This window comes from Parendozoicomonas verongulae, from assembly GCF_009711465.1.
GTDB lineage: Bacteria > Pseudomonadota > Gammaproteobacteria > Pseudomonadales > Endozoicomonadaceae > Sansalvadorimonas > Sansalvadorimonas verongulae.
The window spans coordinates 1-7,452 of record NZ_SMME01000725.1; the positions used below are offsets into that span (position 1 = coordinate 1).

Genomic DNA, 7,452 nt, shown 5'->3' on the forward strand with positions numbered 1-7,452 from the left:
GGACATGCGCAAGCGCTGCCGATAACATCTCTGGCTGAAAGTAATTGTAATAATCACTAAACCCGTTATAAAAACAAAGAGGAACCTTTGGGTCGCTAAAACGCGATGTGTACGTTCCTGGATAGTTGGGATTGTAACCTGACCGTGACTCCGCTACCGACTCCGTCACAGTGTCACAAAACTCCGGCCGCATAGACAGAAACCATGGCTGAACTAATGATGTTACACATTGATCAGGATAAGAATGAGGTATATCCAGACAGGCCAGCCATGAAAGAAATTGAAAGCAGTCATCGATACTTCTTGCGCCACCACACGCCCTGAGCTGATCAAAAACCGCACAAAAAACAACGTTCTGACCCAGCCCTCCGCGATAATCATCCAGCCCAATCTCGGCATTGGTCAATCGCTCTGTTGGATATCCAGCAAAATGCAGAAGCAACATAATTTCAAACCAGGATCGTCCTTTCTCCCTGATATCAGCCAGCGCATCAATCACCGGATAAACGCCCTTTTCCACAGAAGCCTTTATATCCATCAGATTCTTGCGGATCAGAGATGCCCTCCATTTGTCGCTACTTTTATTACCTCTGTGCGACAAGGAACCATCACCTAAAAGATCATTGAGAAAAGAAAACCGGGTGCTCAGCAATTCGTTTTTGAACTCACTTTCCATAGCCCGTGCAAGACTATCAAGCTTTTTGCTTACGGGGTGGTCAGGTGGAACAAAAGTTTCCTGTAACCTTGATTCTTGTTGTTCTGCTTCTCCTCCGATAGGCTGTCTGTATCCAAGCATACTTGACAGACAATTTGTGAAAATATTCATCTTTATCCCATTCCGTTATCCCTAACCTGATGGACAAAACCTGCTCAAAACAATTCCAAACAATCCTGTTAGCACATCAATACTGACCGGCCAGCACAGCAGGAGTGCCCATGATTAACAGGGAACAGAAAATGGTGCCTTGGCAGACGAAAAAAGGCCGAAACCCTCACAGGTTTCGGCCTTTTTTGTCACGATATTTTCAATCAATGACTGGTCGTGCTCTTAATCACTCGCCGCAGGCGCTTAGTGACTGGTCGCAGACGCGGCATCACGACGAATACGGATATTCAGATCATGCAGCTGCTGAGGATCAACAGGGCTTGGGGCCTGAGTCATCTGGCAAGCGGCAGACTGAGTTTTCGGAAAGGCAATTACTTCACGGATGTTGTCTGTGCCGCACAGCAGCATCACCAGACGGTCCAGACCGAAGGCCAGACCACCGTGGGGTGGCGCACCGAACTTCAGAGCGTCCAGCAGGAAGCCGAACTTCTCACGCTGCTCTTCTTCATCAATATTCAGTACGCGGAATACCGCTTCCTGCATATCCTGTTTGTGAATACGTACGGAACCACCGCCCACTTCGTAGCCGTTGATCACCATATCGTAAGCACGGGACAGAGCAGTTTCCGGGTTGGCTTCCAGCTCTTCTGGTGTGCAGGTTGGCGCGGTGAACGGGTGATGCAGTGCCGTGAGGCCGCCCTGACCATTCTCTTCAAACATCGGGAAGTCCACAACCCACAGTGGTGCCCACGCTTTAGTGTACAGATCAAGGTCTGCACCCAGCTTGCAGCGCAGTGCGCCCATGGCATCGTTCACAACGCTGGCGCTGTCGGCACCGAAGAAGATGATATCGCCGTCTTTGGCTTCCAGACGCGCCATAATGTTCAGGGCTACGTCTTCCCCCAGGAACTTCAGGATAGGCGACTGCAGACCTTCAACACCCTTAGCCAGCTCGTTGACCTTCACCCAGGCCAGACCTTTCGCGCCGTAGTTGCCGACATACTTGCCGTAGTCGTCAATCTGCTTACGGGTCAGTTTGGTGGCACCTTGTGGCAGTTTCAGGGCAGCCACACGGCCTTTCGGATCGTTAGCCGGGCCATTAAAGACCTTGAAATCAACGCTGGCAACCAGATCGTCGATATCTTCCAGCTCCAGCGGAATACGCAGGTCTGGCTTGTCGGAGCCGTACTTCTGCATGGCTTCGGCAAAAGTCATATGTGGGAACGCGCCCAGATCAACGCTCAGCAGTTCGTTGAACATTCTGGTAACCATCTCTTCGGTGGTTGCCATCACGTCCTCTTCGTTCATAAAGGACGTTTCGATATCAATCTGGGTAAATTCTGGCTGACGCTCGGCACGCAGGTCTTCGTCCCGGAAGCACTTTACGATCTGGTAGTAGCGGTCAAAGCCAGACACCATCAGCAGCTGCTTAAACAGCTGTGGAGACTGAGGCAGCGCGTAGAAAGAACCCTGATGCACACGGCTGGGTACCAGGTAATCACGGGCACCTTCCGGGGTGGCACGGGTCAGAACCGGCGTTTCAATATCCAGAAAACCACGTTCTTCCAGGTAGTTACGCACCATACGGGTCGCCTTGCTGCGCATAATCAGCTTTTCCTGCATCTCCGGACGGCGGAGATCCATATAGCGATAACGCAGGCGTACGTCTTCACCAACGTCAGTGTAACCGTCCAGCTGGAAAGGAGGTGTCTGGGCATCATTGAGGATTTCCACCTCTTTACCCAGCACTTCAATTTCACCGGTGGGCATATTGGGATTCACGGTACCTTCAGGACGCGGGCGTACACGACCGGTCACTTTCAGTACATATTCGCTGCGGGCCTTGTCTGCCAGTGCGAAGGCCTCTTCAGTATCCGGGTCAATCACAACCTGTGCGATACCTTCACGATCGCGCAGATCGAGGAAGATAACGCCACCGTGATCACGGCGACGGTGCACCCAACCACAAAGAGTGACTGTTTCGCCGTTATGGCCCAGATTGATGTCGCCACAGTAATGGCTGCGCATGGTTAACCTCTAACTCTTGCTTTATGCCGGCTTACGCCGGGCCTGACTATTCCCAATCCTGATCGCAGGTTAGTCGCTGGTTGCCGCACAGGAACCACAGCCGCTTTTGGTGTCTTTCCCAGGACAGTGATTATCTGTTGTTGCCAGATTTTTCTTCTGCTTGCCTTTGAAATCAGTCTCGTACAAGACACCGGCTTTTAAACGGTGACTCATCCCACAATTCTGACAAAGATACTCATCTACAGGCATGAAATAGCGCCCAAAAATCCTGATCTCACAAATGACCGATCATTATCACAAGGGATGCGTAAATTGTCATCACGGTTTTGCGCGGTTACATCATGAATTTGCACAAATCCCAGTCTTTGACTATTCCATAGCCAGCAGAATATGCCTGCACCCTTACAGCAGTCCGTTACAAAAACAGTGTAAAAGTGGGAGTAGTATCGAATGTTAACAACAAAAGTGCCGGTTAAAGGCAGAACCCTTACCAGTATGGCTGTCGCCACCATTGTATCTGCTATGGCTTTACCAGCGCTGGCAGAGCAGCGTGAAGCACCATTCAGTGACATGATGGATGAAACCTCCGTTGACCTCAGCCTGCGTAACTTTTACTTCAACCGTGATTATCAGGAAAAACATCTGGATAAGGACAGTAATAATAAAAAGCCCGGCACTGTGGAATCCTGGAGTCAGGCTGCCCGTCTGGACCTCAAGTCCGGTTACTTTGATGACCTGATTGGCTTTGACGCCTCCCTGTTCGGCAACCTGAAACTGGTAGGCGATGAAGAGAAGTTTGGTTCCGGCGCCCTGAGACCAGGACACGCTCACCCCAAAAACGGCAAAATTGTTGCTGACCAGAAAAGTTACAGTAAACTCGGCCAAGCCTATCTGAAAGCCCGTTTCGGTAACGATGATCTGAACGCCAACCTCAAAGCTGGCCGCATGTTCATTGATACTCCTCTGCTGAACGACAACGACTCCCGGGCAACCCCTTCCACCACTCAAGGCATCTACGGTGAAATGGAAGCCTGCGGTCTGGAGTTTTATGGGCTGTATTCTGACAAAGCGTCTGACCGGACAGAGTCAGGCTTTCATTCCTACAAAAATGATAATGGCGACACTTGGAAGGTTGGTATTATCGGGGCTAAATACTCTCTGGACGAGCTCACCCTGCATGCCTCTACAGGTAAAGCAGACAAGTTCAAGAAACAAAACTTCCTCAATGCCTCTTACACTCTGGACTTGGGCAGCAAAACCAGCCTGATGCTGGATGGGTATTATCAGACTGTTAAAGACGATGGTCACTATTACACAAAGAATGGTGGCAAGCTGGATAGTAAGCTGTGGAACCTGGCAACTCAGCTTTCAGTGGATTCACTCTCTTTCCTTCTCTCATACCAGAGCGTTATCGGAGACGAGCTTGACTATGACTGGGGCGGCAGTGACAACAATGGTCTTGTTACCTGGAATGCAGTTCAAATCCTTGATTTCAATAGAAAAGATGAAAAATCCTGGCAGGCCCGGATTGATTACTCCTTTGATAGCCTGGGCATTCCCGGCTTAAAGCTGATGACTCGCTATGTTCATGGCAGCTATAAAGATAAAGACACTAAAAAACAGCACGAATGGGAACGCAATACGGATCTGAGTTACACATTCAGTAACAGCTCCCTTGATGGCCTGTCCATCACCTGGAGAAACGCTACTGTACACAGTGCAGATAAAAGCGTATCTCTGGATGAGAACCGGCTGATTGTGAATTACACTCTTCCCATTATTTAACTCAAAGACAGCAGGCACTGGTAAGGAATTAACGAGCCAGTGTCTGCTACCTCTTATAAAAAAGATAAAATCGACATATCACCCATTCGCGCCTATTAAGAAACTCTCCCTCTCTATGTTGCATTTCCTGAAAACCTGTTGAAGAATAAGAATGCACAAGCATTTTATGTGCAGTTGCCCGGGGAGGCACGCCGTTTGCTCCATGCAGTTGTATGAAGTTTCTAAAGATTGGAAGCAATGTGTTTGGTAATTGCCATAAAAGCAAACGCCAAAAACTACAACACCAAGGAGCCGTTGCCATAATGAAAAACCTATCCAAAAGCGCACTTAGTGTAGCTATCGTTTCAGCCCTCGCTGCCACCTCAGCTCAAGCTGAGCAGTTTATGGATGACAGTTCTCTGAACATCCATCTGCGAAATTTCTACATGAACAAAGATGTGCAGAAAGGCACAGCAAAGTCCGATAAAGACAAATCCTGGGTTCAAGCTGTAAGAGCTGATTTTTCATCCGGTTATTTTGCCAACATTATTGGTATTGATTTAAGTTCTTACTATACCCTTAAGGCCACTGAAAGCCGCGGCACATCCACTGCGAACGACCTCCTCCAGAAAGACAGTAAAAACAAAGGTCATAGCTTTGGCAAAAACTTCGGCGCCGTGAAAGTCAATCTTATGGACAAAGGTGTTGCCAAGTACGGTCGCATGGTTTTAGACACTCCTTTACTGAATGAAAGCGACTCGCGCTCCCTGCCAAGCACAACAGAAGCCTTTTATGCGGATTACACTATGGAAGGTTTCACTTTTTACGGTGCCGTAGCCAAAAAGGGGAATAGCAGAACCCAATCTGGTTATGAGGATTACCAGGCCGCTCATAGTCTGACAGATGATGGTGAAGTTACGTTCAAGAAAGAGGCAGTTAAAACGTTTGGCATATCCTATGAAGGCCACGGACTGAACCTTGGCGCGGCTTACGGCAAACAAAACAATGCAGCAAGTGCCCTCTACACCGATGCCAGTTATTCCTTCGATCTCAACAGCATGTCCTCAGTCATGCTTGGGGCTCAGTACGGCAAGGTTCATGTTATTGGTAATAGTGAGGATATATTTATCAATAAAGCCGGCGGTGAAAAAAGCAGCCTTAGCTGGTTTGGTCTGATGGCTGGTATGAACTTTGGAAAATTCAGTACCTCGGTCAGCATGACAGATATTGGTGATGCCAAAGGCGGCATACCGGATGCTGGTGTCCCCTGGCAAGGTGGCGAAGACTCAACCGAGTTTAACGGATACAACTCCGTTCAGATTAACGATTTCTACAATGAAAACGAAACCTCTTATAAGGTCAAGGTAGGGTATGACTTCTCCGACATGCTGGATGGCCTGAGCGCCTCAGCGTTGTACGTGACCGGGAAAATCAACAACTCCGGCTCCGACGAGGATGTAAACACCAGCGAATACAATGTCCGTATTGATTACGCAGTGCCACAAATGGATGGCTTGAAGTTCACATTGCGTCACGCCAAGTATGATGCCAACGCAACAGGTAAGACCAACGATGAAACCAAGAAGGACACCCGGGTGCTTATCACCTACGATTTTGCTGTCTTCTAGGCAACACTAACACCACCCTCCCATATACCCCACCGCCTCTTATGAGGCGGTTTTTAAGCCGCTACAGCATTCACTACGAAAACTAACGCCCTCCTCCGCTCAAATAACTTGATAGATTCCTTATTGACTGCCACACCTCATACCCCTTTGGTAATGACGGTTCGTGGGCTGCACTATGTTAAGTGTTCATGAGAAACAGCGGTGGATCTACGCCAGTTTTTTCCTCTTTGTTTTCGTGTTTTGCGCAAAGGCACTGGGCGCAGGTGAATATCCAATGATACTGAAAAGAGAATACGGTGATGAGCACGATTTCCTGGCGGCCTGCCGTGAAGGGAACGTAAAAGCAGTGCAATTTTTTATAGATCAGGACGATTTTGATGTTAACAAACGTTTCATCAGCGGAGCGTCTGGCACATATACTAATGGTCTTTTTCTTGCGGCGCAGAATGGACATACTGAGGTAGTTAAAATGTTGGTGAGAATTGAGGGGATAGACATCAACAACACATGGGAAGGTATCACTCCTTTATTGCAAGCGACTATGCACAGCCAGCCTGAGGTGGTTAAAATTTTAGTGAACACTAAGGGGATAGGCATTAATCATAAATGGGAAGGTGCCACAGCTTTATTTCACGCGGCGCAGGACGGTCACGCAGAGATGGTGAGAAGTTTACTTCGCAGCGGTGCTGATCCGTTTCAGAAATGGAGGATGAATTTGATTCTTACCAAAAGCCCATTAAGCGCTGCAAAACAAGGTAGACCTTTTTTTAGAAGGTGGAATCCTGACAAGTATGACCGGTATACAGCAATCATTCATATGCTCAATCAGGCAATCTGTAACCACAGTGCTTACGGGTCAGTAGCAACCGCTTCCACTGCAGAACCTCCCTTGTTAAATGGATTTTCTACTATCCATTTACAGAACCGCTCAAAATTGTGGCCTTAAAGATCAGGCTGGAGAGAAACACCGATAAACTATGAAAAGGTTCTCAGCAAGAAACTACATAGATAAGAGGAGGCAATCATCGGCCGGTGCAAGTACTGCCGCATGCAGACAGTCATTAACAACCGGCCGATTCAACAGGGTTCAGGAGGTTGCAAAATCCTTGAGTTTTTTCAAAGGACGCACTTTAACCTGGATAGAGGCTGGCTTTGCTGCCACATCCATAAGTTCTCCAGGGCGGAAAGGGTTAGGGACATTTTTTT

5 protein-coding genes and 1 pseudogene are annotated in these 7,452 nt (G+C 48.3%); 3 read left to right on the top strand and 3 right to left on the bottom strand.

Going from position 1 to position 7,452, the window contains the following annotated elements; genetic code table 11:
* On the bottom strand, positions 1-826 hold an 826-nt coding region (locus tag E1189_RS04020), incomplete at its 3' end, for a hypothetical protein (RefSeq protein WP_155158778.1).
* A gap of 243 nt (positions 827-1,069) precedes the next feature.
* Positions 1,070-2,854, bottom strand: coding sequence for an aspartate--tRNA ligase (gene aspS, locus E1189_RS04025; protein ID WP_155158779.1), 1,785 nt, complete (start codon positions 2,852-2,854; stop codon positions 1,070-1,072).
* 450 nt (positions 2,855-3,304) lie between these two features.
* Between aspS and E1189_RS04030 the strand changes: the two genes are divergently transcribed.
* The 3 genes from E1189_RS04030 (at position 3,305) to E1189_RS04040 (ending at position 7,192) form a co-directional block, all read left to right on the top strand.
* Entirely contained in the window at positions 3,305-4,639 is a 1,335-nt protein-coding gene (locus tag E1189_RS04030) for an OprD family outer membrane porin (protein ID WP_155158780.1), read from the top strand.
* 302 nt (positions 4,640-4,941) lie between these two features.
* Positions 4,942-6,246, top strand: coding sequence for an OprD family outer membrane porin (locus E1189_RS04035; protein ID WP_196221176.1), 1,305 nt, complete (start codon positions 4,942-4,944; stop codon positions 6,244-6,246).
* A gap of 175 nt (positions 6,247-6,421) precedes the next feature.
* Complete coding sequence (locus tag E1189_RS04040; RefSeq protein ID WP_155158782.1) at positions 6,422-7,192, top strand: ankyrin repeat domain-containing protein; 771 nt, start codon at positions 6,422-6,424, stop codon at positions 7,190-7,192.
* A gap of 141 nt (positions 7,193-7,333) precedes the next feature.
* Here E1189_RS04040 and E1189_RS26165 read toward each other — a convergent pair.
* Positions 7,334-7,452 (bottom strand): annotated as a pseudogene (locus tag E1189_RS26165) (HU family DNA-binding protein); the annotation flags it as partial.

What these genes read in the sequence shown, in the direction of transcription:
- aspS (WP_155158779.1), bottom strand. Translation starts at nt 2,854, where the DNA reads ATGCGCAGCCATTACTGTGGCGACATCAATCTGGGCCATAACGGCGAA.
- E1189_RS04030 (WP_155158780.1), top strand. Translation starts at nt 3,305, where the DNA reads ATGTTAACAACAAAAGTGCCGGTTAAAGGCAGAACCCTTACCAGTATG.
- E1189_RS04035 (WP_196221176.1), top strand. Translation starts at nt 4,942, where the DNA reads ATGAAAAACCTATCCAAAAGCGCACTTAGTGTAGCTATCGTTTCAGCC.
- E1189_RS04040 (WP_155158782.1), top strand. Translation starts at nt 6,422, where the DNA reads ATGTTAAGTGTTCATGAGAAACAGCGGTGGATCTACGCCAGTTTTTTC.